This is a genomic window from Bacteroides sp. AM37-9, from assembly GCF_003603455.1.
Lineage (GTDB): Bacteria > Bacteroidota > Bacteroidia > Bacteroidales > Bacteroidaceae > Bacteroides > Bacteroides xylanisolvens.
In genome coordinates, this window is record NZ_QTNF01000012.1 from 38,700 (window position 1) to 63,576 (window position 24,877).

Below are 24,877 nucleotides of genomic sequence, written 5' to 3' on the forward strand. Positions count from 1 at the left end.
ATTTAATTTTATAAAATATAGTTCCTCCACTATTCTTGTTATTGTTACTCTATGTTATCTATCAGCTTTGTTTTGAAATGCACCTTGAATACCTGTTTTTATCTGTCGGAAACTTTGCAGGACGAGATAATAAAACCTCATATTTGATGATCGATTCACTGTAAGATTTGTTATCTTTGCAAAGGTTTCATTTATAAAGAGAAGAAGTTATGGATATCATGGACCGTTTGAAAGGCCCCCGGCGCAATCTGCCTATCGGAATACAAAGTTTTGAGAGACTTCGTCGCGACGGCTATTTGTATGTTGACAAAACAGCATTTGTCTACGAACTTGCCTCAACGGGCAATCCATATTTCCTTAGCCGTCCGCGTCGTTTTGGCAAAAGTCTGCTGCTTTCTACGCTGGAAGCGTATTTCTGTGGAAAGAAAGAACTTTTTGAAGGACTTGCCATTGAACAGTTTGAAACAGAATGGAACGAACACGCTGTACTGCATCTTAGCCTGAATGCCGAAGACTACTCTGAAATAGAAGGATTGAGAAACGGACTCGAATTGCAACTTCGTAGTTGGGAAAAAAACTATGGAATCAGCGAGGAAGGCTTGAGTTATTCCGGTCGTTTCATGCAAGTTATCAAAGAGGCATACCGACAGACTGGTCGTGGTGTAGTTGTTCTTATTGACGAGTACGATAAACCGCTGCTCCGCTCTATGCATAACCCGGAATTACAAAGTAAGTTCCGCGAAATGCTCACAGCTTTCTACACTGTATTGAAGGATGCAGACCCCTGGTTGCGCTTCGTCTTTATCACCGGAGTGACCAAATTTGCTCAAATGGGTATATTCAGCACTCTCAACCAACTGATCGATATCAGCTTCGACCCGCAATACAATGCTCTTTGTGGTATGACCCGCCCGGAAATTGAAGCCAATTTCGTCCCGGAACTGGAACGGTTGGCAGAAAGGAACGGTTTGACAAAAGAAGACTGTATGGCATACCTTACTCGTATGTATGACGGATATCATTTCAACTATGTCCGTAAGGAAGGTATGTACAACCCGTTCAGCATACTGAATGTGCTTAGGAGCGGGATGTTTGAGAATTACTGGTTTGCCAGCGGAACACCCACTTTCCTTGCCGAAATGCTGAAGAAGACCCATTATGATTTGCGTGAACTGGACGGATTGGAAGTAACTGCCGCCTCTCTTACCGACGACCGTGCTGACGTAAACAACCCTGTGCCAATGATTTATCAAAGCGGCTATCTGACCATTAAAGGATATGATACAGAACTGCGTCTCTACAAGCTGGGTTACCCCAATGATGAAGTGAAGTATGGCTTTCTTAATTTTATCACTCCGTTTTATACCTCGTTGGATGAATCGAAAGCCCCCTTCTATATCGGACAGTTTGTAAAAGAACTAAGGGCAGGAGATGTTGAGGCTTTCCTCACCCGCCTTCGTGCGTTCTTTGCCGATTTTCCCTACGAACTGAATGATAAGACAGAGCGTCACTATCAAGTGGTATTCTATCTTGTTTTTAAACTACTGGGGCAGTTTATTAACGCCGAAGTGCAAAGTGCCCTGGGACGTGCTGACGCTGTGGTGAAAACAGCAAATGCTGTTTATGTCTTCGAATTTAAGCTAAACGGTACCGCAGAAGAAGCATTGGCACAGATTAATAATCGCGGCTATCTCATACCTTATACTACTAATGGTTGCCGTATAGTGAAAATAGGTGCAGAGTTCAGTAAGGAAGAACGCAATTTGAGTCGATGGTTAGTAGAGGAAGAAGGATAGTAGGGAATTGATAATAAAAGTATAGTATATAATTTCAACCCCAAAAAGTAACGCCCAAACGGTAAAACAGCATCCGTTTGAGCGTTTTTTTTTAGAAATCTTTTTGGAAGGATGAGGAAGGAAACGATAGCTTATATCTTCCATTACTCCGTTCCCTATGCGATATAGACGTTGATTTTAATGTTTCCTTTGACAACTCCCGGTCGATGTTCTATTTTTCATATTTTAGATTGCTCGAAAACACAATAGATGTTAATTGGATACCAGGCTTGCGAACTAATTTTTGATATGATATGTTGTTTAAAGTGAATAACGAATTAAAAAATGAACTAGAAAGTTAGACATGGACAAATAAAACATTTCTAATGATTTAGCAGATAAAACATTACATTTTAAAACTTATGATTATGAGAAAATCGATTATTTTATTAGCCTTGATATTGGGTGGCGTTACAGCAAATGCCCAATCAGTTGTAGAAGGTACAAAAGTAACAGACAATTGGTCTGTGGAAGTCAATGCGGGTGCAATCACTCCCCTTACTCACAGTGCTTTCTTTAAAAGTATGCGTCCTGCTTTTGGAGTGGGAGTTTCCAAGCAATTAACTCCTATCTTCGGTTTGGGATTCCAAGGAATGGGATACATTAATACTACTCCGAGTAAAACATCTTTCGATGCTTCCGATGTCAGCGTATTGGGTAAAGTCAACCTGATGAACCTGTTTGCAGGTTACAAAGGCGAACCCCGTTTGTTTGAAGTGGAAGCCGTTGCAGGAATGGGCTGGTTACATTATTATGTGAATGGTGATGGAGATCAGAACACTTGGTCTACCCGTTTGGGATTGAATTTCAACTTCAACTTGGGCGAAAGCAAAGCATGGACATTGGGTATCAAACCTGTCATTGTATATGATATGCAAGGCACTTACCCCGAAACAAAGAGTCGTTTCAATGCCAATAACGCAGGTTTCGAATTGACAGCCGGATTGACATATCACTTTAAGACAAGTAACGGAACACATCATTTTGCAAAAGTGAGAGTGTACAACCAAGCTGAAATTGACGGATTGAACTCTTCCATCAATGCGCTTCGTTCGGAAGTGAACAACAAAGACGGTCAGATCAGCAACGCCAACCAGCGCATCAACGGACTGCAAGAAGAACTTGAAGCCTGCCGTACAAAGGTTGTTCCGGTAGAGACAGTAGTGAAAACCGCCCGTGTACCTGAATCTATCATTACTTTCAGACAAGGTAAATCATCGGTTGACGCTTCCCAACTTCCTAACGTGGAACGTGTAGCTTCATACATGAAGAAATATGCTGACTCAAAAGTAGTTATTAAAGGATACGCTTCTCCGGAAGGTAGTGTGGAGGTCAACGCAAGAATCGCTGCTGCACGTGCAGAGGCTGTAAAAACTATCCTCGTTAATAAATACAAGATTAGTGCATCCCGCATCACTGCTGAAGGTCAGGGCGTAGGCGACATGTTTACCGAACCGGATTGGAACCGTGTAAGTATATGTACGATTGAAGATTAAACAAATAGATTACATAAATAGAATAATGAAGGCTGCCCAAAAGGCAGCCTTTGTTGTATGTACTGGTTTTATAGATAAGCGGCTTATTTTTGAATAAGCCTGAAAGATTAGTAAACAGATTTCTTTGTACATTACATAAAATAGCTATTTTTGCAAGTATTGTTCATGCGCGTTCTGTGTTGAGTGTGCAAATATCAACCATTAAAAACTGTATTATGAAGAGAGTATTCGTTTTTCAAGATTTTAAATCGCAGAAATTCTGGAGTATAGAGGTAGTCGGAACAGATGTTACTGTAAATTATGGTAAGCTGGGGACTGCCGGACAAACACAAGTGAAAAACTACGCAACTACTGAAGAAGCTGAAAAGGCTGCCAACAAACTGATTGCAGAGAAGACAAAGAAAGGTTATGTGGAAACTGCCGAAGAAACGGCACGTGAAATGAAAGTGGAAGCTAAGAAATATACATTGAGCTATGATGAGTATGAAAACGATGTGAAGCTTTTGGATAAGATATTGAAAGACAAGCATCTCTCTGAATATAAGCAAATAACGATTGGCTGTTGGGATTATGAAGGTGATGACTGTTCGGCTTTATTACAGGGCCTCATTGAAAATAAGGACAAGTTTGCGCAGATAGAAGGCCTGTTCTGGGGTGATATTGAACAGGAAGAACAGGAGATTTCATGGATTGAACAAGCCGACCTTAGTCCGCTGCTCGATAGTATGCCTAAATTGAAGGATCTGAAAATAAAAGGAACAAACAATCTGCGCTTGGGAAGAACTTCACGTCCGGAGTTGCGGTCGCTGGAAATAATCAGTGGTGGTATGCCTACTGAAGTGGTAGAGGACATTCTTGCTTCTGACTTTCCCAATCTGGAAAAACTGATTCTATATGTTGGTGTGGAAGATTACGGATTTGAAGGTGATATTGAGATCTTCCGTCCGCTTTTCTCCAAAGAGCGTTTCCCGAAGCTGACCTATCTGGGGCTTGTTAACTCTGAAGAACAGGACAGCATTGTAGAAATGTTCCTGGAATCGGATATTCTTCCTCAACTTGAAACCATGGATATTTCGGCTGGTACTCTGAAAGATGAAGGTGCACAGTTGTTACTGGATAATATGGATAAAATCGCTCACTTGAAGTTTATCAATATGCGCTATAATTATTTGAGCAAGGACATGAAGAAACAGTTGCAGAACCTTCCTATGAAAATAGACATTGCCGAAACCGAAGAGGCGGATGAATATGATGGTGAATTGTGGTATTACCCGATGATTACAGAATAGGAGATGCAGATAATCGTTGTCAGCAACTCTTTATCCAAACGTATAGAATATTTTGTTGAAGCAGGTAAGCACTTGCAGACAGAAGTTTGTTTTATGACTTATGAGGAACTTTTTAGCTGCTTGCCGCTATTGCGGCAGGCAGTTATCAAACTGGAACCTTGTGTAAGTGATGAAACTGATTTCCTGAAATATGCGCTGTTGAATCAGGCATATAAGGAGACATTGCAACGTTTGAGCGAGATGAGCCTGCCTGATGATGTGTGCTTTTTAAATACTCCTGATGCTTTGTTGCGTGCTCTTGATAAAAAGGAAACAAAAGAAGTCCTGATGGACAAAGGTCTGAAAGTGACTCCGATGTTACCGTCTCCACAATCCTTCGATGAGTTACGGCAGCTTCTTGCCGATTGCGGTAGAGGATGCTTTTTGAAACCCCGTTATGGTTCGGGTGCGGGAGGCATTATGGCGATTCGTTATCAGCCCAACCGGAATAAGTGGGTAGTCTATACTACGCTGCGGCAAGTGGACGGAGTGATTCATAATACCAAACGAATCAATCGTTTGAGCGTGGAAAAAGAGATCATCCCGTTGGCAGAAGCTGTGATACAAACAGAAGCGATCCTCGAAGAATGGATTCCTAAAGCACAATTGCAAGGAGAAAATTACGACCTTCGGGTAGTGTGCCGGGAGTCTGAAATAGATTATATCGTTGTGAGATGCAGCAAAGGAAGCATAACGAATCTACACCTGAACAACAAGGCGCATTGGTGGAATGAATTGTCTCTATCCGAAGAGGTGCGGCAACAAATCTATTTTCAATGTCAGGAAGCTGTGCAATCCTTGGATTTGCAGTATGCAGGAGTAGATGTATTGATAGAACGAGGGACGGATATTCCTTATATAATAGAAGTCAACGGACAAGGAGACCATGTTTATCAGGATATGTTTGCTCATAATTCTATTTATACTCAACAAATAAAAAACATAAAAAAGAAATATAACCATGCAAATAGATGAACTGCCGGCTGGCGAACAGACCCGTCATCCGGATCTGGATATGAATCAGGTGGTGGGTACTCATGATATATTGATGCTTTGCTTTGACACCTTGCGGTATGATGTCAGCAAAGAGGAAGAAGCGGCCGGAAGAACGCCTGTACTGAACAGCCATGGAGGAGAATGGGAGAAAAGACATGCTCCGGGAAATTTCACTTACCCGTCTCATTTTGCCATCTTTGCCGGATTTCTGCCTTCTCCGGCAGAACCTCATTCACTGCGTAGTCGTAACTGGTTGTTTTTCCCCGTGCAAGCGGGTACAGGACGTATTCCGCCCAAAGGAAGTTATCCATTTACAGAAGCGACTTTTGTGCAGAGTCTTGCCCATACAGGCTATGAAACGATTTGTATAGGTGGTGTAAACTTCTTTAGCAAGCGTAATGAGCTGGGGCGTGTATTCCCCGGTTACTTTACTAAAAGTTATTGGCTGCCTACCTTTGGATGCACAGCGCCCGATAGTACTGAAAAACAGATTGATTTTGCATTGAAAAAACTAGAAAATTATCCGGACGACAAACGGATCTTTATGTATATCAATTTTTCTGCTATCCATTATCCGAACTGTCATTATGTGGAGGGTAAAATGAAAGATGATAAAGAATCACATGCGGCTGCCCTGCAATATATTGACAGTCAGTTACCTTGTTTGTTTCAGGCTTTTCAGAAACGGAGCAATACGCTGGTGATTGCCTTTTCCGATCATGGCACTTGTTATGGTGAAGATGGGTATGAATACCATTGCATATCTCACGAAACGGTTTATACAGTCCCTTACAAACACTTTATTTTAACGAAACAATGAATCAACCGCTACCACGATATGTAGACTATATGTATAGCTATCCACATAAAACTGCCTATCGTCCTTTTCCATCTCCGGTTTCGCTGCTTCCTTACCTGGAACAGGTGGAAGGGCAGAAGGCATCACTCTATTTTCATATTCCTTTTTGTAGTCATAAATGTGGATATTGTAACCTGTTTTCTCTACAAACCAATCGTGCGGATTATATCGCAACTTATTTGGAAACCCTTCATAAGCAGGCACAACAATTGTCACCTCTCACCACCGGACTGATCTTTGACAGTTTCGCCATTGGAGGAGGTACACCGTTGCTTCTCACCGTTTCCCAACTGGAATACTTATTGGAGACGGCTGCCCTGTTCGGAGTGCATCCCTCACATGCTTTTACTTCCATAGAAACATCACCGGAGTATGCTGATCCTGCCCGTTTGACATGGTTGAAACAAGCCGGAGTGGCTCGTATAAGTATCGGTATACAAAGTTTTCTCAACGAAGAGTTAACCGCTTTGAAAAGACGTCCCCGGCAAGACACGATCAATCAGGCGTTGGAAACTATCCGGAAGATGGAATTTCCTTTTTTTAATATCGACTTGATTTACGGAATCAAAGGACAAACGGTGGATAGTTTTCTCTATTCGTTGGAGCAAGCTCTTCTGTTTCAGCCTAACGAACTCTTTATTTATCCGTTATATGTGCGACAGGGAACAGCTATCACGGAGCGGGAACCTGATGATGTCTGTTTCCGGATGTATTGTGCCGCCCGTGATCTGTTGAAAGACAGAGGCCTTCTACAAACTTCGATGCGGCGTTTTATTCATCATCCGTCTACTGATGCGGAAATTTCCTGTGGAGATGAAGTGATGCTTTCGTGTGGTTCCGGTGGACGTAGTTACTTGGGTCATTTGCATTATGCCACCCGGTATACTGTTTCTCAACACTGCATTGCCGGAGAGATAGATGACTATATGGGCACTGCTGATTTTACAGTAGCTCGCAATGGATTTATTCTCTCTCAAGAAGAACGGAGGCAACGTTTCATCATTAAAAATCTGATGTATTATATGGGGCTTGATAAAGCCGAATATGAGCGTCGTTTTGGCGAATCACCGGATGATATTCCATTATTCCGGCAACTGGCAGAACGGCAATGGATAGAAAGTACAGATGACCGCATTTGTCTTACTTCCGAAGGAATAGGATATTCTGATTATATTGGTCAGTTGTTCATTACTCCTGAAATAAGAGGGCTGATGGAAACTTATTCTTATTGAACGAAATGGAAATGAAAAACGAGGGGGATTTACTTTCCATCAAGCGTATCTATTATCGCGGTAAATTGAATAGCTGCAATTATACCTGCTCTTATTGTCCTTTCGGCAAAAAGTCACATCTGACAGCTACTACGCAGGATGAACAGGCGTGGAACCGTTTTATTACGGCTATTGAACAATGGCAGGGAGGACCGTTGCAGTTATTTATTATTCCTTACGGTGAAGCATTGATACATCGTTATTATCGGAAAGGGATCATTCATTTAGCGGCGTTGCCACAAGTGGCCGGAATTTCCTGTCAGACTAATCTTTCTTTCTCTGCCGATGAATGGCTGGACGAATTTTCGGCTACACCGACATTGATAAGTAAGATAAAGATTTGGGCCAGCTTTCATCCGGAAATGACTTCAGTAGAAAGCTTTGTCCGGCGACTTCATACCCTTTATAATGCAGGAATACAGGTCTGTGCCGGAGCCGTAGGCAATCCGATGGCAAAAAGTGTACTTAGCGATTTGCGAAATGCTCTTTTGCCGGATATTTACTTGTTTATTAATGCTATGCAAGGTTTGAAGTCTCCGTTGAGCGTAGAAGATATTCGTTTCTTTACGCAACTGGATAACCTTTTTGAGTATGATTTAAAAAACGCTTCAGCTCAATGGGATATCTGTTCGGGAGGGAGAAGTAGTTGTTTTATTGATTGGAAAGGAGATATCTTTGGCTGTCCCAGAAGTCAGGTGAAGATAGGAAATCTTTATCAGAATCAGATCTTGGACCCCTTGCTTCCTTGTCGGCGGAAGGTCTGTGACTGTTACATTGCTTTCAGTAATTTGACTAATCATCCTTTGCATCGAATAATGAGAGCAGGTGCATTTTGGCGGATCCCGGATAAGCCTTTCATTACTTCCGTGTTTTTTGATGTGGATGGAACACTTACCGATGCCCAGGGAAGGGTTTCGGAAAGTTATGCCCATGCTTTGCGGTACATAGCGCAATTTGTTCCCTTATATCTTGCTACTTCTTTATCTATGCAACAGGCGCGGAGAAAGTTAGGCAAGGCTCTTTTCAGCCTGTTTGAAGGAGGGGTGTTTGCTGATGGTGGATTACTGGTATATGCCGGGCAGAACCGGTGTATGCCAGTTGAATTACTACTGGACATAAACGAAGAATCCGCAAAGATAACGGCGCATAGCTATGAAGGTCAAGTCTATAAATACAGCATGCTGGTTTATGATAAGGAAGAGAGAATAAATATTCTTTCTCGCTTAAAAGAGAAACCTTATCAGGTGTTTTATAAACCACCTCTTATTACGGTTATCCATAAGGACGTTGACAAACGGAAAGGAGTGCTTCATATATGCAAGGCTTTAGCTTTTCCCCTTGACCAAGTATTGGTTGTCGGAAATTCACTGAAGGATTGGGAGATGATGTCAGTAGTATCTCATTCTTGTGCAGTGATGAACGCCGAACCACTTTTAAAAGAACGTGCCCGCTATACGCTGAATCCGGACCGATTGGCTGCTTTCTTCCGCTTCCGGGAGTAGAAAAGCGGCTGCAATAAAAGCTTCACATTGATACCTGATTGTACCATTCAAAAATAAAAATCAGTTATAATTTGGTAGTTATAAAAACAAAGCCCATATTTGCAGCCCGAAAATAGGGACAGGCATAAAAATCCTCATCGGAGGGTGCTATAATAGATAATTATAGTGCTGGATAAGATGAATGGTGTAAATCATTCGCTTGTCCGGCACTATTTTTTATTGTAATAATTTAAGATAAGAGGTAAAGTAGCGGAGAAACTATGAAAGAGTTAAATTTGACACAAGGAAGTGTTCCGAAGGTATTGCTGCAATTTGCAGTGCCTTTTCTTATTGCCAATGTGCTTCAGGCACTTTATGGTGGAGCCGACTTGTTTGTTGTGGGGCAATATGATGATTCGGCAAGTGTGGCGGCTGTGGCTATCGGCAGTCAGGTGATGCAGACGATTACGGGTATTATTCTTGGCATTACGACAGGCACAACCGTATTGATTGCTATCGCCATCGGAGCAAAAGATGATCGGAAAGTAGCTTTTACAATCGGTTCTTCCGTGTGGCTATTTTCAATCGTAGGAGTCTTGCTGACCTTGGTCATGGTGGCATTTCATGGGCAGATAACCGAACTGATGCACACGCCTGCGGAAGCGATGGCTGATACTAAAAACTATATTCTGGTATGTTCGGCTGGTATTCTGTTCATAATAGGATATAACGTTGTATGTGGTATCCTGCGTGGATTGGGTGATTCAAAGACACCGCTTTATTTTGTAGGCTTGGCATGTATAATCAATATAGTGCTCGATTTTATACTGGTCGGCTATTTCCATTGGGGAGCTACAGGAGCGGCTATTGCTACTGTAACCGCGCAAGGCGTTAGCTTTGGAATAGCGCTTTGGTTCTTATACCGGCATGGATTCCACTTTGATTTCTCACGGAAGGATATCCGTTTGAACCGGAATCTGTCTAAAAAGATCATGGTATTGGGAGCGCCTATTGCTTTGCAAGATGCTTTAATCAATGTTTCATTTCTGATAATCACTGTCATTGTGAATCAGATGGGAGTCATTGCGTCTGCTTCTTTAGGTGTTGTTGAGAAAATCATAGTGTTTGCCATGCTGCCTCCGATGGCTATATCATCGGCTGTGGCAACCATGACTGCACAAAATTACGGGGCGGGACTTATCAAGAGAATGAATAAATGTCTTGCTTCCGGAATAGGGATTGCTCTTGTTTTCGGTGTGTCGGTTTGCGTGTATTCGCAATTCCTGCCGGAGACGCTTACCGCTTTCTTTACGAAAGATGCCGCTGTGGTGGCAATGGCAGCAGAGTACCTGCGGGGATATAGCATCGACTGTATCGTAGTCAGTTTTGTGTTCTGCATCAATTCTTATTTCAGCGGACAAGGGAACTCGTTATTCCCGATGATTCACAGTCTGATAGCTACTTTCCTGTTCCGTATACCATTGTCATACTGGTTCAGTCAGATGGATAGCTCGTCGCTGTTTATCATGGGATTTGCTCCACCCATTTCAACGGTGGTTTCATTATTGATTTGTATCTGGTATTTGCGATATACGCAAAGGAAATTATACTTGAGAGGCACATTGATGCCTGCTATGTCGAATTAGGTGTTTTTAAGTGACATATATTAACTAAAATCTATTTTGTATGGAAGCTTATTTGAAGAAACTCTGTTTTGAGTATCAGGTTGATGAAAAAGAAGTGAAAGAGCTGTTGGCTCGTATGGAAATGGTGTATCTGGATAAAGGAGAAACGATTGCATCTGCCACAATGCCCGAGCAGAGCTTGTATATTATTGTTTCCGGCATTCTGCATACATACACGACCCATGAAGGAGAGGACAGAACCATCCGGTTTTTATCTGAAGGGGATGCTGTATTGTGCTATAACTCCAGTCAGTATGCTGTAAAGGCGCTGACGAAATGTGCTGCTTATTACATCAGCGAAGAGGAGATTGAAGAGTTGTGCGCAACATCTATTTCGTTTGCCAACTTGGTTCGTCAACTGATGGAATATCAGTTCTATTTTAAAGAAGAAGAGAATATGAACGTTCGTAAACTGACGGTAAGAGAGAGGTATCTTTCTTTATTGGCAGAAATCCCAGATATTCTGTACAGGGTACCTTTGAAGTATATTACTCATTATCTGGGTGCCGATGTAACCAGTTTGGGATATATGGCTGGAAGTTCTAAATAGGAAATATAACCTGGACATCTATTTTTCTATGTATTCCTTATCAGATGGTTCATTGACTATTCAAAATTGAGTTTGAAAAGTCTTTGGATTATTTGGTAAGGAATATTATTTTTGTATTCCAAATGAAAAACTCAATACCTCGATATACTTTTTATAAGAATAAGTATGGAAGCGAACTTTTGGTCGATGTGGTAGAACTGAAATATGTGAAGAAGTTCTTGGCTGAAAGTGCTATTCACACGTTGAATTATTATGATGTTACTTTTATAACAGAAGGTAAAGGGACGTTTTCTGTCGATAACCAAACCTATGAAGTAACCCCATGTGACGTTCTATTCTCTAAACCGGGAGAAATCCGGAACTGGGATACGCGTCATATCATCAATGGTTATGCGCTGATTTTCGAGGAAGAGTTCTTGTCTTCCCTCTTTAAAGATTCTTTGTTTGTACAGCATCTTTCGTTTTTTCAGCTGGAAAGCTTTTCATCAAGACTGCATTTGCCAGATGAGCTTTATGCCCGTATACTCCAAATTTTGCATCATATAAAGATGGAGATCGACTCGTATCAGCAAAACGATGTGCATGTATTGAGAGCGTTGCTTTATGAAGTCCTGATGTTATTGGACCGGGCTTATCTTAAAATGACTTCGATAGAGGAGGGCAGGAGCAGAGAAGCGTCTAATAATCATGTAAGTAAATTCATGAATTTGGTAAATATCCATTCGAAAGAGCAACACTCGGTTCAGTATTATGCGGATAAACTCTGCATTACTTCAAACTATTTGAATGAGATGGTAACCTCGACAATGGGGTTCAGCGCCAAACAATATATTCAGAATAAAGTGATGGATGAGGCTAAAAGACTGCTCGTTTATACAAACGTCCCTATATCGGATATTGCTTTTGAACTCTGCTTTTCAACGGTCTCCTATTTTATTCGCAGCTTCCGGCAACATACGGGAGAAACTCCATTACTTTATCGGAAAACACATAAACCGTAAAAAGTACTATTTTCCCCTTTCTTTTTATTACGCCGTTCCTCTTCTATTTCTCTACTTTCGCATCAGATAATAACTAACAATAAAAAATGAAATGATGAGAGACGCAGAAAAAACAGTAGGGAACATGATTGATAAGTTGAAAACAGCTTTTATCGGTTCTATAGACAGGGAGGGATTTCCTAATATCAAGGCAATGTTGCAGCCAAGAAAAAGGGAAGGGATAAAAACGATTTATCTGACAACGAATACTTCATCCATGCGTGTGGCGCAATACCGGGAAAACAATCATGCGTGTATTTACTTTTGTGATACAAGATTTTTTAGAGGTGCGATGCTGCGGGGTACAATGGAAGTATTGACAGACAGTGCCAGCAAAGAAATGATTTGGCAGGAGGGTGATACCATGTATTACCCGGAAGGAGTGACAGAACCCGACTATTGTGTATTGAAATTTACGGCAACTTCCGGTAGGTTTTATAGTAATTTCAAATCGGAGAGCTTTATCGTAGAATAAAACTCATAGTATATAAGAGATACTAAGAGACAGCGCTTTTATAGTCTCAATGTGCTATTTTTAAGATTGTATAAAAGAATAGCAACTTTAAAAACAATGAACCAGTGAATAAACGGCATAAAATAGTGCAATAATATGCGGAAATACAGGTCTATTTCGCATAAAACTACATACGGAATGCATCTTTTCTTGTTGGCAAAGCGTTCGTTCCTCGGTGAGGAGCGGGGTGTTCCTCGGTGTGCGTCGCTAGCTTCCTCACCGAGGAACTTGTTTGTCATCGGTGAGGAAGCTGAAACTGGTCTTTTTGAGGGTGGTTTTTCTCTAGTTTGGCATAACTGTTAGAAAGGATAGGAATAATAAAAAGAACGGTTATCTTAATATTTTATGTTGAATGGTGAATGAATAATGGAAAATAGCTGCTATTTGGATGATATATGTCCCAAATGATAATAATAAAGAACTTTCTCCCGACAGATGCCGGGCTTTTTTCTATTTTTCTTAAATCGTTATGCTATTGTCTCTCTTTCTGATTGCTTAAATATTCCTTTTTTAAGAATGGTCATTCTTTCATTCATTTTATGCTCCCGGACAGAATCCGTTTTTATAAAACAGATAACTTTCCTCTATCGCATCGGCAGTATCAGCTTCTAATGCATATAATATTTCTTTGCAAAATTCCAATTGCCCGGTTCCGTTGGCAGTTACAATATTCTCGTCTCTTACAGCTTGTTCATTGATATAGTTCGAATCGCCTGTATATTTATCCCCAGCATACTGTTTTAGATAATTGAGCGTATTGCTGGTATGCTTTACCTCATTAAGGAAACCGTGCATACCCAGAAAAACAGAAGCATTACATATTCCGGCAACTAATTTCTTTTCTTTAATAGCTTTTTCTACAAGTGGGACTATTAATTCAGCTTCAGGTGAGAACCAGTTCATACCGCCAATTAACACCAGCCCCGCATAATCTTCCGCCATATCTTTTAGCCCATAATCAGGCAGCACTCTGAATCCGCCTATTGAACTTACAGGTTCTTGGGTTATTGATAGGGTTTTCACTTTATAACTAATAGGATTTCCGGGCTTGACTCCCTGATTCAAACAGGTAGCTATATATGCGCCTTCCCAGTCGGCGAACCCTTCTAAAATTACAAATATTACTTCTTTCATATATCGTTCTAATTTTTAGTGAGTACAAAGGTGTGATATTTAATTGACTTTTGTAGTAGTAATTGTGGTAAAATCTCGAATAATACATTTAAAATATGATTATTCAATTTACAATAGGAAACTTTTTATCATTCAAAGAGCAATGATGAAGGGCGTGAAGTAAAAACTATAACTTTTTCATTCAGGAAAAATGAATTGGAAGGTACAATACCTTATGGGGGAGTGCGATACGCTCGGAAAAGAAATGACTCAATTAACGGAAGATAAATTTTTTGTTGTCAATACACAAACAGGTAAACTTGTCGTCGCAGGTTATTATGATACAAACAATAATAACAAGTATGACAAAACAGATAAGGATGAAATCTTAATCTATGATTTGAAAACCTTGAAGTTAGCTTCGAGAATATGACTTCCGGCTAGATAGCCAACTGTGTACAAAGTAGAAAAGTGAAATAAAAAAGCTCTGTAATCATTGAATTACAGAGCTTTTTCTTTGTTTCGCTTTCTTAAGAAGCGGTGCGTACGGGACTAACACATTTTACTATTATACTGATAATCAGCAAAATACTTGTTAAAAATATATTAATGGTATCATATTTATATCATCTCCGCTTATTTTCTTCTATAATTTTATGCAAAGCTTCTATTTGCATCATTGCACCCTCATAAGCCGCTTTATAATTGACATTCGCATCAATATCCGTCTCAATCATATTCCCTTTGCCAGTACAAAGCCACTTCACATTCAATTCCGGGAACTTATCCACAATACGAGCTATTATATCAGTTCCAATAGCCCCCTTCCCGTTCCTTATGGAATTATAAATGTATCTATTTGATAATTCACAATAAGCCTCAAACGAGTTCTCACCTTTGACAACTCCCTTATCACGTGCATACCTTGCAAATTTTCGTAATCTGTCAATAGCCCTTTCTTCCATATCAAATAATCTTTTGACTTATTATGCGTAATGCTTGCCACATCCCCCTTATTTCTCTTCTCTCGACATCTAACTGGCCATGCTTGGGGTTATCAGCCTTTAAAGTCAGCACATTATCCAAGAAAAGACTGTTTTTCAATATCCGCTTGACTGAAAGTGTTTTCCCATACACAATACTCACAACTCCTGACGCGCTTTCCCACAAACCTTCTTCTATTTTGCGAGCAAGAATTTTAGCTCCGTCCGGTATAGTTGGCTCCATGCTGTCACCACGTACCTGAAAGACCATATAAGAATCATCAAGCACTTCACCTTCTTCCGGCATGACACCATAAGAATCAATTTCATAAGCTGTGTTATATAAGCTTTCGACAAATGAAGCCGCAGCATCTATCGGAACATATTTTACTTTTACAAGAATATCTTGAAGATAAGGAGCTACTTTACTAATCGTAGAGTCTGATTGCATTCTCGCATTTTTCAGAGCATCCCTAATATCCTTCTCCGAAGGTTCTATCTGTCCTGATGGAGTCTTTGCAAACAAACCTTCTCCAGTATATAGCCATGCTCTGCTCACATCATACTTCTCACAAAAAGCATCAATTGTTTTTTTACTTGGTAACTGAATCCCTTTTTTTATACTGGTAAGAGTTGATTCACTGGATATAATATTGTCTTTCTTCAATTTATACCCACTCAAACCACAATATGAAATTGCTTGCAAAAACCTTTTTGAGAGATCACTCAATTTTTTATCGTCAACTTCTTGCATACTTCGTAAATTAAGTAGTATATTTGCATCCGTAATAGTAGCAGTATTACCACATAAATTGATTAAACATCCTATTTGGAGTTTATATATAGAAATCCGTAAATAGCTGCTACCTATTTGCGGATTTTCTTTTTCTCCACATTGTGTAATCGGCGGTAGGCCGCATAGCGGAGAGACAGAGGGTTACACTCTTACAACTCAATACTGCGAAGGGCGTGCGATATTGAGAGGCAAACGAAACCGGGATGCCTGCACAGCTACAAGTAAGCGAAAAATCCGGGAAGTCGGGTAACTTGTTAATGCCCGGCCAGCTAAGAACGGCGTACTTATACGAACGAGACATTTCTTATGCTGCATATAGCAAAAACGGGAAACCGTCTAAGGGCTAACTATGCAGCAATCCAGCACCTTACCGAATGAGATCGTCTTTTACTTCTTCAATTATTACAATACTAATAGAACGACATTACTTTTTTTTCAGAAAGCTTTCTTTTTACGCAAGCCTCACTTGTATAACATTTTATAAACCAGCAACTTACATTAAAATATGTTTTATAACATACGAAATACTACAAATTTTATGAAGTATTTTATTGTACTTCTGAAAATATGAAGTATATTTGCAACGTCAAACAAACAAAGAGTGTAAGTTTGAACAACAAGAAAGCTGGCGACTTCAAAAGCCACTTACTACATATCTCATTGGCAAATGTAGTTGTTAGCTTTCTTTTATGCAAATTTTTTGTGGAAAATTTAAGTATAAAATAGAAAATAATATGAAAGTAACAAAGAAAGATATTCTAAGCATTAAAGCTGGTTCTTCCAAAGTGATGCAGCTGGATTCTTACAAGGATTGCGTCAATGCAAGAAGCTACGCCTATCAATTAGCTTTTACTGATCCCCGTGAAGACGTTGAAAGATATTCAATATCCATCGACAAAGATAAAAATCAGATAACCATCGAAGCGATAAAGAAATGAACCGTTCAGATGCCAGAATGATTGCAGAAGAACTGCACAAGTTTATTCGCAATGATGTGAGAAAGGCTGTAACAGAAATGGCGACTGCTGAAACCGAAGAGTATTTGAATGCCAAACAAGCTGCTGTATTTCTCGGATGGAAGTTGCAAACCTTATACAATCGAATACATGATATTCCTCACACCAAAAATGGCAAGAGTCTCATTTTTACCAAATCAGCTTTGAGAAAATTCATGGAAAGAAAATAATCCCGGACGGATTTGGCCGTCTTTCCGGGAACTAACAAAACGTTCTTTGACATATTGTATAGTCTGAACAAATAAAGACTTAAAACAAGGTTTACTGCTTATCTAAAGGGCGAAATAGACCGACAAAGTAGCCAAAGCGGATTAGTGAAAAGAGTGTGAATACAGACTGCCAATAAGAAGATGCAGCACACGAATCACTAAGTTATCAAAAACAACTTATATTATGACAAAGTAAACGTAGGGCGTTTATAAATACATTCTTAACTGAATAGATACTTTAAATGATATATATACCCGTGCTTCGCAAGAAGCGGTCACCGCTAAAAAGCTACGGCCAACAATCCATCGGAACGCGGACGGGAACACATTTTAAATGCTAAAAGTATGAAAGGAATTACAGAAATGACCGAGCAAGAGATTCTTGCGTTAACGGAGGAAGATGTACAGAAATTGATTAAACTCCGCATGATGGAGGAAGGTATCAAAATTATGGATAAGCCGGAGGTTCCCGAATTGTTTGAGATTGAACCTGCTGATTTGAAAGTGTTCACGATCCCATTCTTTGAAGGTTACGCTTTTACAGACATGGAAGAAGCGAATGCGGTAGCAGAAGCATTACGTAATGCGAAAACCCTTCGCAAAGTTGAATACGATTGGAACAAACTCGGAAGCGACTACAAATATCTCGTCAAGAAAGATAAATACAATTACTCTATCAAGCCAGACTTTGAGGTTAACTGTGGCTTTGTGTATTCAAGTGAACTATACGAAAAGATTTCAAACTTTGCCGCACAGAACAAGGTTATGAAAGAACAAGCAGCGAAAGACCAAAAAGAATATGACGAAAAGATGCAAGAAGCGTCCGGTATTATCTCGGAAATAAGCGGACGGGTTAAAGAGGTCAAAGTTAAGTATGAGCGATTGAATAGGCTTACTTACAAATTCGCTACTGACTATTATCCCCTTTCCGATCACAATGAGGATATGGCAATGAAGTTTATGGCTAAAGCCTATTCTTTTACAGATAAAGAAAAAGAATACATATTACAGAATTACAAAGAATTACTATCCACAAGTGATGAATAAGTTTTTTAGTTAGTTATTGGCTCCTTGCTTGCGAAAGTAGGGAGTTTTTTGTAAAACTCCAAATTCATTATATGAGTAATATAGAAGATACAATTTACAATCTGCCAAATGAAGAATACCACCGTGGAGAAAGATTCAAAGATTTCCTAAGTAGTACGCAGATTAAAGATTATATGGTGTCCCCAAAGTTTGCCCGATACAAGGCATTGCACCCTGAAATGTTCGAGATCAGTATTGAAGCTTCTGAAAAAGGCTCGCTGTACCATGATGCAATGGAAAGTCTTGTTAATACTGGAACACTTGACAAATGGAGAAACAATCTTCTTGTATTTGAGCCACCTATAAATCCTAAAACCGGCTGTCCGTATGGACGAGACACCCAAAAATATCAGATTGCACTAATAGAGGCCAAAGAATCAAATCCCGGTAAAACATTGACAAGCACAACCGATATACAATTGGTTGAAACAATGGTTTATGAGCTTCTTAATAATTGCCGGGACACCTCCAAACAGATTAGGCAGATATTAAAATGGGGAAAAGCCGAAGTTAGCCATTTCGTTGAATACGAAGGATGCAAGTTCAAATATCGCCCTGATGTGGAAACGGCCAAAAAAATTGTTGACTGGAAAACATTGGCGGTTGATGATCTTCATGAAGAAACAGTTAACCGGACTATCGCCAAATTTCATTACGGTATTTCGGCAGCCTTCTACCAGTTTTTTGAACATGAACGTACTGGAGTATGGAAGGAGTTCTACTGGGTTATGCAACAAAAGACAGCTCCCTATGACGCAGTATTTGTCAGTGCAGCTAACTGGGCTTTCCATTTGGAAGACGGAATTGTGAAAATGGGGGCAAGCGCATTGGCATTCAAGAAATTGTTAGACCAGCATGTTTACTGTACACAAAACAATGATTTTGACGGTGCACAGATATTTATTCAGCCAGGATTCAAAGGACGAAGAATAATGGTGCCGGACACACCTGCATTTGAAAAGAACAAGATGTTTAACTTTTATAATAATCAAGAACAATGAGTAAAACAGAGAATCAATCCCCCCAACAAGGGAACTTGGGAATGGAACAACACAATGCTCCTTCACCAACAAAAACAGAACCGGTCTCCCCAACACCTTCCACACCACAACCGCCCGTTCCTTCTGCCCCACCAGCCTTTCCAGTACAACTGAAAGGATTGGAAAGCTGTTTTATCTCCCCTAAAAAGGCATTTATAGCAGCTGGTGGCACAGAACAGCAATTTGCCCGTGAAGTCAATTTCGCTATGCAGGCAATGTTGAATAATCCTTATTTGATTGACTGTGCCCGGCAATATCCCGATCATCTTGTCGAAGCAATCAAAAACGTTTCTCTTACCGGTCTGACGCTCAATCCTGAACTAAGGTTGGGGTATCTTGTACCGTACAAAGGCAAAGTGAAGTTCCAAGCTTCATACATGGGTAAAGTTGATATTTTGATCCGCACCGGTGTTGTAAAAGATATTTATTCTGATTTGGTTTATGCTAATGACGAGTTCAGCATGACAAAAGGTACCGGTGGCACTATCATCCACAAACCCAATGTATTCGGAGAACGTGGTGATCTTCTTGGAGGCTACTATTTTGCAGTCTTGACTTCCGGTGTTGTAAAATTCGATGCAATGCCCAAAGCACGTATTGAAGAAATAAAAAGTCGTAGTGAGGCTGTCAAGAAAGGCAAGCAATCCCCGTGGGACACAGACTTTGAAGAAATGGCTCGAAAAACAATCGTGAACTGGGCTTTCAAATTCCTGCCCAAAACCGGCATTTCAGATTCCATGATTAAAGTTCTTGAAACAGAGAGCCAGTTGGATGATGAAATGTTTGAAGACTGGAAAAAGGCACAAGGTCAGAAACCGGACGATTTTGAGGAAGACGATACTCCATACGCAGAAGAAGTCAAGTAATGGATTCATGTGAAAAAATTAGTAACAGTATCACAGCGGCTAAAGAACTGATCGAAAATGAAACACGTTCTTTGGCTGCTTTACATAAAGCAAAACAGCTTGAAAAAGAGCTTCATAAATCCGGCAAGTTGTTTCGTATTCCTACAATGAACGGAATTATAGAAACAACCTGCCCGGAAAAATACATAGAATACAATAACCAGTTTAAAATCAAATTAAAATGAGAACAGTAACAGTTGAAGTGCCCGAAGGACACATGGTAAAAATCGTGAAAGAAGAAAGTATGCAACCTACTCAAAAAGTTACGGGGGGGGGTAAATTTGAATTTGAGGGTGAGACATTCATCCCCGGTGACGTAATTATCAATCCGAATCGCGGAGGGGGCAGCATGATGATTCTCTCTGAAATTAGAGAAGAAAGGCCACTCTCTTTTTTACCGGCAATTAAAGTACCTTTCGGCCTTGTCGCCTATGTTCCTTCCAATGATGAAGGTGACAGAGTTTTTGTAAGACTCACACCCGAAGCTGGTATCGGAGGCATGAAGGGATTCCGTAAAGCTACGGAAGAGGAAAAGGCAAAGATGCTTGCCGCCATGAAGGAAGAAAAACATTACTCCTTCAATTTTGAGAAGTTACAGCCTGAATATATCCCGACTGTCGGCGATGTTGTTATTGTATGGGATGATAATAGCAAAGAAAATGCGGTAGTCGGTGTTATGAATGAAATGGATAAAACAGTCAGGCCATACAAGATAAATGATGGTACTTGGTATGGGAACTGCGACAAGTTCGTTTCAGAAGAACAATATAAAAATTTGATTGATGGGAAAGAGTAAATCTAAATCGGGGGGGGCGAGAAATTACACTCCCCTTCTCACAGCTCGCCCAAAGGGAATGAGCTACCAAGAATATCGTGAACGCAGAGCCTATCAGAACGCATGGTTGAAAGAGCGACTGAAAGGCTTTATTTGTTATGTATCGTCTGAACTGGTTGTATATGACAAAATAACGGGATTACCCCGATTATTCAATCATCGTACAGATGATATACACAAAGCAAACATAAGGACTAACCCACAGCCATTTGTCGGTTCTGCCCGATATGGCTTAAAACCTTTATGATATGGATAAAGAACTATTTAAAGATAAGAATCCATTGCTTCGCAGACAAATGTTGGAAGACAATTGCGCAGCAGTTGAAAGAATTACCTATACTTCTCCTTTCAGCGAGGAAGAAATGGGTGAACGGAAAACGGAGTTGGCAAATATTGACCTTGACATGGCCGCACTGGAAGAAGAAAAGAAAGCTTTCATGCAAGCATACAAGGACAAACTGAAACCTAAAAAGGAACGTAAAAAAACGTTGCTTACCGATATAAAACGTGGTTATGAGGAAATTACGGATGAATGCTTTAAGTTTATGGATCGTAGCACCCGTACCACCGGATATTACAATGGTAATGGCGATTTGGTTAAAGAACGTCCGATGGAGGCACAAGAGATGCAAAAAACGGTCTTCGAGGACATTGAATCTACTGGTACGGAGGGATAAGCCATGAGAAAAGAAGAACTTATCAAGCAAGTAGCCGAATCAACCGGTATTGCTATTTGCGAAGTCCGAACAGTTATAGAAGCAGCATTGAAGGAAACCGTGGATGCAGTAGCTAATGGAAGAACTCTTTATATCAGAGGTTTTGGTACACTGTCACCCAAACACTATAAACGAAAAGTTGCTCGTAACATACACAAAAACGAGACTATTGTCATAGCGGAGCATTATACTCCACACTTCAAACCAGCCAAATCATTTAAAAACAGAACTAAAAATTTGTAGAACAGCATGGGAAACGAAAAGATGCAAGTGAACTTTGCTCCGGGTATGACCGAAGCAACCCTTAGAGTTATTGAACTTCACGAAGAAAATGAGTTACCGGTACTGGAGCCTGATAAGGTAGAATTAGCCGGAACAATTGGAAGTGTTCATGAATTTCTCTTGAAAAGAATCTCTGAAAAAGAGCAGATCAATCAGAAACGTTGCTATATTCTTGTTGATCGGGAGAAAATGACACTTAAACTTGTCACCAATGAAACTGACAGTAGGAATAAAGCTACTGTAAGAGGTGAGTTGAAATACTATCCCAAGTTTCTTGAATTTGGTATTAACACAAGCAAGACATGGGAACCGGTGCAGCTTTCAAAGTTCTTCAAAATGAATCGTGCCTTCTTCAAGGATGCACAATACAACATGGAACTGGTAACAGTCTTGAAGAACTTCAAAGCCAGCATTGACTCAAAAGTGGAAAACTCCCGACAAGACAACGGTAGTCGCACTGACAATTACAGCCAAGTTGTCAACTCCAATCTTCCGGCCTCATTCAATCTTATTGTTCCGATTTTCAAAGGTCGCCCGGCAGAAGAAATTGAAGTGGAAATCATTGCAGATGTGGATGGGCGTAACATTCGATTATCCCTTTGCTCCCCTGGTGCAGAAGTGATAGTGGAAGAAGAACGCAACAAGGCCATTGACGAGCAATTATTGTTGATCCGTAAATTGGCACCGGATATTGCCATTATCGAACAATAACAATGAAGACTGTAAAGAAATACTGGAAGCCGGTACTTGTCGTATCGGCTTTCTTCATTGGCAACCGCGTATTCAATCACATAAATGCGTGGTTGGGAATTTCAATAATTATGCTGACAGTAGCATTTATAGTTTATAATATCATTAAAAAAGTAGAAAATGAAAAGAAAGACTGACTTTTTGATTGTGGCATTATTTGCCATTGTTTTGTTCACTTCATGCGAAAGAGTTGCCCCCAATTATGCCGGTGTCCTTATGGAAAACTACGGCAAACAAGGGAAAGAGGATTTTAAAATTGTTTCCGGTAAGGTATCTACATGGGAATTAGGCACAGAACTTTTTCAAGTTCCGCTATTCGATCAGCGTGGAGAATTTGCCGAAGCTGTCACACTGAAAGCAGCCGATAATACAGAGTTCAAGGCACGTCCCACATATAGCTATAAAGTTATCAAGAACCGTGCCATTGATGTTGTCTTTGACAACAAGCATATTGGCCGTGGAAGTGATTTCATGTCTTCGTTAGAAGATAACATTTTGGAGCCACGTATATATGATTTGATAAAAGAGGAAAGTCGGAAACATAAGACTGACAGTTTAATGGCTGATGGAGGCTCATTAGTGTTTGAGAAACGATTGGAACAGATAGTTGACAAAGAGTTTGAAAAAAGAGGTCTGCAATTACTCACATTCTCTGCCCAGTTGGAGTTCTCCGATAAAGTTCGCGAAAAAATTGATAGTAGAAATGAAGTGAATACCAATATCTCCGTATTGGATCAACAAATTGAGGAACAGAAGAAGCGCAATGAACTGGAACAGTTAAAAACCGAGCAGGCTCTAATTCAGTCAAGAGGTCTGACGAAAGAAATATTATATAAACAGTTCATTGACAAATGGGATGGAACAAGCCCTTTGTATGGTATTGCTCCTGAATTTCTAAAAATAACAAAATAATAATTATTAACCCGATTAATAATCAGCTTCTCCCGGTGTGGCTTGACCGCCTATCCGGGAACTATCATGCCTCACCTTTTTTCTTCTCTTTGCAAGTCGAGCCGAGTACGCTGCATACGCTCCACGGCGGTAGATACTACAAAGAGTCTTTTTGTTCATATAAGAATGCCTCTATTGTGGAGGCAAACGAATAAGTGGCGGAATTGGAAGACGCTTAGTTTCTGTGGTAAAAATGCACGAATAGCATCACGAGTCAGGTAATCATGCTATTAACACTTGACATACGTACAAACGGAAGCAGAAACGAAAATCCTGATTGCAACAGTTCCCGGTTCGAGTCCGGGCTTATTCTCATAAATCAATCATTATGAAAGTTGAAATTCCCGACTATTTCCTAAAATCCTTTATCCGACATTTTGAAAGGATAACCGAGAATTGTAAAGCTTCACCTTCTGACATCAAGACCAGTGAAGCACTAAGGCTTGGAAAGAAAGATGTAATTAAGCTCAAAAGATTTATAAACAAAAAAGTATAATTTATGAAACGAAGGATCATAGGTATAGATGTTGGCAAAAACGGTGGTATTGTAGTGTACGACACCGAGAATAACAAATTATTGGAGTGTATCAAAATGCCACCAACTCCCAAAGACTTATTAGATTTTCTCTCCATATACAAAGAAAATAGCGTTTGTTATTTGGAACGAGTGAATGGCATGACCGGACAAAGTGCTTCTGCCTCTTTTGTTTTTGGAGAAGGTTACGGACAGCTGACTATGGGATTGATAGCTTGTGGGATTCCGACAGTAACAGTATCTCCACAAACTTGGCAAAAAACTATAGGATTACGAAATACAGACAAATTGGGTAAGACAGAATGGAAAAACATCTTAAAGAAGAAAGCCCAACAGCTGTTCCCGTATGCAAAAGTTACATTGGCAACTTCGGATGCCTTACTAATATGTGAATATGGTAGAATTAAAGAAAAGGAATAATGGAAAAATTAAAAAAATGTAGCAAATGTGGCCGGGAACTTCCGGTCAGTGAGTTCTGGAAAAATGCTTCAACCGAAGATGGATTGCAGACATATTGTAAAGAGTGCGGTAATGTTTATGCCAAAAACCGTAAGAAAACTCCGGGGGGGGAATTTGAAGAAAATATATTCCAATCCTGAATTGGC

Annotated in this window: 30 protein-coding genes; 26 read left to right on the forward strand and 4 right to left on the reverse strand. The window is 40.1% G+C overall.

Translation table 11 applies throughout. From position 1 onward, the window contains the following. Positions 1-209: 209 nt before the first annotated feature. The 11 genes from DW862_RS10190 to DW862_RS10245 all read left to right on the forward strand — a co-directional run bounded on the left by DW862_RS10190 (position 210) and on the right by DW862_RS10245 (position 13,016). On the forward strand, positions 210-1,796 hold the full coding sequence (locus DW862_RS10190; protein ID WP_120068044.1) for an ATP-binding protein: 1,587 nt from the start codon (positions 210-212) through the stop codon (positions 1,794-1,796). Between the two features lie 401 nt (positions 1,797-2,197). After that, positions 2,198-3,331 carry an OmpA family protein gene (locus tag DW862_RS10200; protein WP_207895147.1) on the forward strand — a complete coding sequence of 378 codons (1,134 nt, stop codon included), beginning with the start codon at positions 2,198-2,200 and terminating at the stop codon, positions 3,329-3,331. A 215-nt stretch (positions 3,332-3,546) separates the two neighbouring features. Further along, positions 3,547-4,620, forward strand: a complete 1,074-nt coding sequence (locus DW862_RS10205; RefSeq protein WP_120068051.1) for an STM4015 family protein — start codon at positions 3,547-3,549, stop codon at positions 4,618-4,620. 3 nt (positions 4,621-4,623) lie between these two features. Further along, complete coding sequence (locus DW862_RS10210) at positions 4,624-5,634, forward strand: STM4014 family protein (protein ID WP_120068055.1); 1,011 nt, start codon at positions 4,624-4,626, stop codon at positions 5,632-5,634. After that, positions 5,621-6,475, forward strand: coding sequence for an STM4013/SEN3800 family hydrolase (locus DW862_RS10215; RefSeq protein ID WP_120068059.1), 855 nt, complete (start codon positions 5,621-5,623; stop codon positions 6,473-6,475). Before DW862_RS10210 ends, DW862_RS10215 begins: the two co-directional genes overlap by 14 nt. Continuing rightward, positions 6,472-7,746, forward strand: a complete 1,275-nt coding sequence (locus DW862_RS10220; protein ID WP_120068063.1) for an STM4012 family radical SAM protein — start codon at positions 6,472-6,474, stop codon at positions 7,744-7,746. Before DW862_RS10215 ends, DW862_RS10220 begins: the two co-directional genes overlap by 4 nt. Before the next feature lie 11 nt (positions 7,747-7,757). Further along, entirely contained in the window at positions 7,758-9,287 is a 1,530-nt protein-coding gene (locus tag DW862_RS10225; RefSeq protein ID WP_120068129.1) for an STM4011 family radical SAM protein, read from the forward strand. Between the two features lie 260 nt (positions 9,288-9,547). Next, entirely contained in the window at positions 9,548-10,912 is a 1,365-nt protein-coding gene (locus DW862_RS10230; protein WP_120068067.1) for an MATE family efflux transporter, read from the forward strand. 40 nt (positions 10,913-10,952) lie between these two features. Continuing rightward, positions 10,953-11,501: a Crp/Fnr family transcriptional regulator gene (locus tag DW862_RS10235; RefSeq protein ID WP_009039845.1), complete on the forward strand. Its 549-nt coding sequence runs from the start codon at positions 10,953-10,955 to the stop codon at positions 11,499-11,501. 122 nt (positions 11,502-11,623) lie between these two features. Next, positions 11,624-12,502, forward strand: coding sequence for an AraC family transcriptional regulator (locus DW862_RS10240; protein ID WP_008771206.1), 879 nt, complete (start codon positions 11,624-11,626; stop codon positions 12,500-12,502). 91 nt (positions 12,503-12,593) lie between these two features. Continuing rightward, positions 12,594-13,016: a pyridoxamine 5'-phosphate oxidase family protein gene (locus DW862_RS10245; protein ID WP_008025491.1), complete on the forward strand. Its 423-nt coding sequence runs from the start codon at positions 12,594-12,596 to the stop codon at positions 13,014-13,016. A gap of 576 nt (positions 13,017-13,592) precedes the next feature. Here DW862_RS10245 and DW862_RS10255 read toward each other — a convergent pair. The 3 genes from DW862_RS10255 to DW862_RS10270 all read right to left on the reverse strand — a co-directional run bounded on the left by DW862_RS10255 (position 13,593) and on the right by DW862_RS10270 (position 15,905). Then, the gene (locus tag DW862_RS10255) at positions 13,593-14,189 is read right to left on the reverse strand and encodes a type 1 glutamine amidotransferase family protein (RefSeq protein ID WP_004317740.1); all 597 of its coding nucleotides are present in this window, start codon (positions 14,187-14,189) and stop codon (positions 13,593-13,595) included. Positions 14,190-14,794: 605 nt separating this feature from the next. Further along, positions 14,795-15,133: a hypothetical protein gene (locus DW862_RS10265; RefSeq protein WP_004326694.1), complete on the reverse strand. Its 339-nt coding sequence runs from the start codon at positions 15,131-15,133 to the stop codon at positions 14,795-14,797. 1 nt (position 15,134) lies between these two features. Further along, the gene (locus DW862_RS10270; protein ID WP_004326695.1) at positions 15,135-15,905 is read right to left on the reverse strand and encodes a LexA family transcriptional regulator; all 771 of its coding nucleotides are present in this window, start codon (positions 15,903-15,905) and stop codon (positions 15,135-15,137) included. 776 nt (positions 15,906-16,681) lie between these two features. On the opposite strand from DW862_RS10270, the gene DW862_RS10275 reads away from it, so the two are divergent. The 13 genes from DW862_RS10275 to DW862_RS10330 all read left to right on the forward strand — a co-directional run bounded on the left by DW862_RS10275 (position 16,682) and on the right by DW862_RS10330 (position 23,698). Beyond that, positions 16,682-16,885: a hypothetical protein gene (locus DW862_RS10275; RefSeq protein WP_004326696.1), complete on the forward strand. Its 204-nt coding sequence runs from the start codon at positions 16,682-16,684 to the stop codon at positions 16,883-16,885. Further along, positions 16,882-17,133: a helix-turn-helix domain-containing protein gene (locus DW862_RS10280; RefSeq protein WP_024987683.1), complete on the forward strand. Its 252-nt coding sequence runs from the start codon at positions 16,882-16,884 to the stop codon at positions 17,131-17,133. Before DW862_RS10275 ends, DW862_RS10280 begins: the two co-directional genes overlap by 4 nt. A gap of 384 nt (positions 17,134-17,517) precedes the next feature. Then, a complete protein-coding gene (locus DW862_RS10285) occupies positions 17,518-18,219 on the forward strand; it encodes a hypothetical protein (protein WP_009132292.1) in 702 nt (233 codons plus the stop codon). A gap of 71 nt (positions 18,220-18,290) precedes the next feature. Beyond that, the gene (locus DW862_RS10290; protein ID WP_032581971.1) at positions 18,291-19,259 is read left to right on the forward strand and encodes a PD-(D/E)XK nuclease-like domain-containing protein; all 969 of its coding nucleotides are present in this window, start codon (positions 18,291-18,293) and stop codon (positions 19,257-19,259) included. Next, complete coding sequence (locus DW862_RS10295; RefSeq protein WP_004326700.1) at positions 19,256-20,164, forward strand: recombinase RecT; 909 nt, start codon at positions 19,256-19,258, stop codon at positions 20,162-20,164. Before DW862_RS10290 ends, DW862_RS10295 begins: the two co-directional genes overlap by 4 nt. After that, on the forward strand, positions 20,164-20,388 hold the full coding sequence (locus DW862_RS10300) for a hypothetical protein (protein WP_004326701.1): 225 nt from the start codon (positions 20,164-20,166) through the stop codon (positions 20,386-20,388). The genes DW862_RS10295 and DW862_RS10300 overlap by 1 nt, the downstream gene beginning before the upstream one ends. Further along, positions 20,385-20,999, forward strand: coding sequence for a hypothetical protein (locus DW862_RS10305; RefSeq protein WP_004326702.1), 615 nt, complete (start codon positions 20,385-20,387; stop codon positions 20,997-20,999). The genes DW862_RS10300 and DW862_RS10305 overlap by 4 nt, the downstream gene beginning before the upstream one ends. Next, a complete protein-coding gene (locus DW862_RS10310; RefSeq protein WP_007854448.1) occupies positions 20,986-21,285 on the forward strand; it encodes a hypothetical protein in 300 nt (99 codons plus the stop codon). Before DW862_RS10305 ends, DW862_RS10310 begins: the two co-directional genes overlap by 14 nt. Position 21,286: 1 nt before the next feature. Then, positions 21,287-21,715 carry a hypothetical protein gene (locus DW862_RS10315; protein ID WP_008673371.1) on the forward strand — a complete coding sequence of 143 codons (429 nt, stop codon included), beginning with the start codon at positions 21,287-21,289 and terminating at the stop codon, positions 21,713-21,715. A 3-nt stretch (positions 21,716-21,718) separates the two neighbouring features. Further along, positions 21,719-21,997: an HU family DNA-binding protein gene (locus DW862_RS10320; protein WP_004326704.1), complete on the forward strand. Its 279-nt coding sequence runs from the start codon at positions 21,719-21,721 to the stop codon at positions 21,995-21,997. Between the two features lie 6 nt (positions 21,998-22,003). Beyond that, the gene (locus DW862_RS10325) at positions 22,004-22,747 is read left to right on the forward strand and encodes a hypothetical protein (protein ID WP_009132286.1); all 744 of its coding nucleotides are present in this window, start codon (positions 22,004-22,006) and stop codon (positions 22,745-22,747) included. A 2-nt stretch (positions 22,748-22,749) separates the two neighbouring features. Further along, positions 22,750-22,923 (forward strand): hypothetical protein, encoded by a 174-nt coding sequence (locus tag DW862_RS25885; RefSeq protein WP_008673373.1) that lies wholly within the window; start codon positions 22,750-22,752, stop codon positions 22,921-22,923. Beyond that, positions 22,907-23,698, forward strand: coding sequence for a hypothetical protein (locus DW862_RS10330; RefSeq protein WP_119187841.1), 792 nt, complete (start codon positions 22,907-22,909; stop codon positions 23,696-23,698). Before DW862_RS25885 ends, DW862_RS10330 begins: the two co-directional genes overlap by 17 nt. A 15-nt stretch (positions 23,699-23,713) precedes the next feature. Here the strand turns inward: DW862_RS10330 and DW862_RS25890 are convergent, their stop codons facing one another. Further along, positions 23,714-23,857, reverse strand: a complete 144-nt coding sequence (locus DW862_RS25890) for a hypothetical protein (RefSeq protein WP_153877579.1) — start codon at positions 23,855-23,857, stop codon at positions 23,714-23,716. Between the two features lie 379 nt (positions 23,858-24,236). On the opposite strand from DW862_RS25890, the gene DW862_RS10335 reads away from it, so the two are divergent. Together DW862_RS10335 and DW862_RS10340 are read left to right on the forward strand one after the other, a co-directional pair. Continuing rightward, complete coding sequence (locus DW862_RS10335) at positions 24,237-24,692, forward strand: hypothetical protein (RefSeq protein WP_005794319.1); 456 nt, start codon at positions 24,237-24,239, stop codon at positions 24,690-24,692. After that, entirely contained in the window at positions 24,692-24,871 is a 180-nt protein-coding gene (locus DW862_RS10340) for a hypothetical protein (protein ID WP_119187840.1), read from the forward strand. Before DW862_RS10335 ends, DW862_RS10340 begins: the two co-directional genes overlap by 1 nt. The last annotated feature ends 6 nt before the right edge of the window (positions 24,872-24,877 follow it).